General features: G+C 51.1%; 1 protein-coding gene. It reads left to right on the top strand.

Features of this window, described 5'->3' with window-relative positions; translation table 11 throughout:
• Window positions 1-270 (top strand): esterase-like activity of phytase family protein (locus GNE10_RS35180; protein WP_185570589.1); only part of this gene is annotated, 270 nt, incomplete at both ends.

Below are 270 nucleotides of genomic sequence, written 5' to 3'. Positions count from 1 at the left end.
ATCCCACATTCCCCCCAGTGGGAACGTTTCCTTTCCCCAGTTCTGACCATCGCTTGGTGTCGGTCGATGTTCAGGTGGGGGCGACTGAAGCGGGTAAAACTATTACTGAGTTGGAGTTTCAAGGACAAACTACTTTCCCCACAGGCTTTATTCCTAATGGTGCGGCTGGGGTAGTTAATGGATTGGCAGCCCCGGTGGGTGGGTTATCTGGTGTTACCTATGATGCAGCCAACAACCGTTACTATGCTATCTCTGACGATCGCTCTCAAT

The organism is Nostoc sp. 2RC (assembly GCF_014222165.1).
Taxonomy (GTDB): Bacteria; Cyanobacteriota; Cyanobacteriia; order Cyanobacteriales; family Nostocaceae; genus Nostoc; species Nostoc linckia.
Note: the sequence above shows the minus strand (reverse complement) of the source record. Positions and strands in the feature narration are given on the sequence as shown.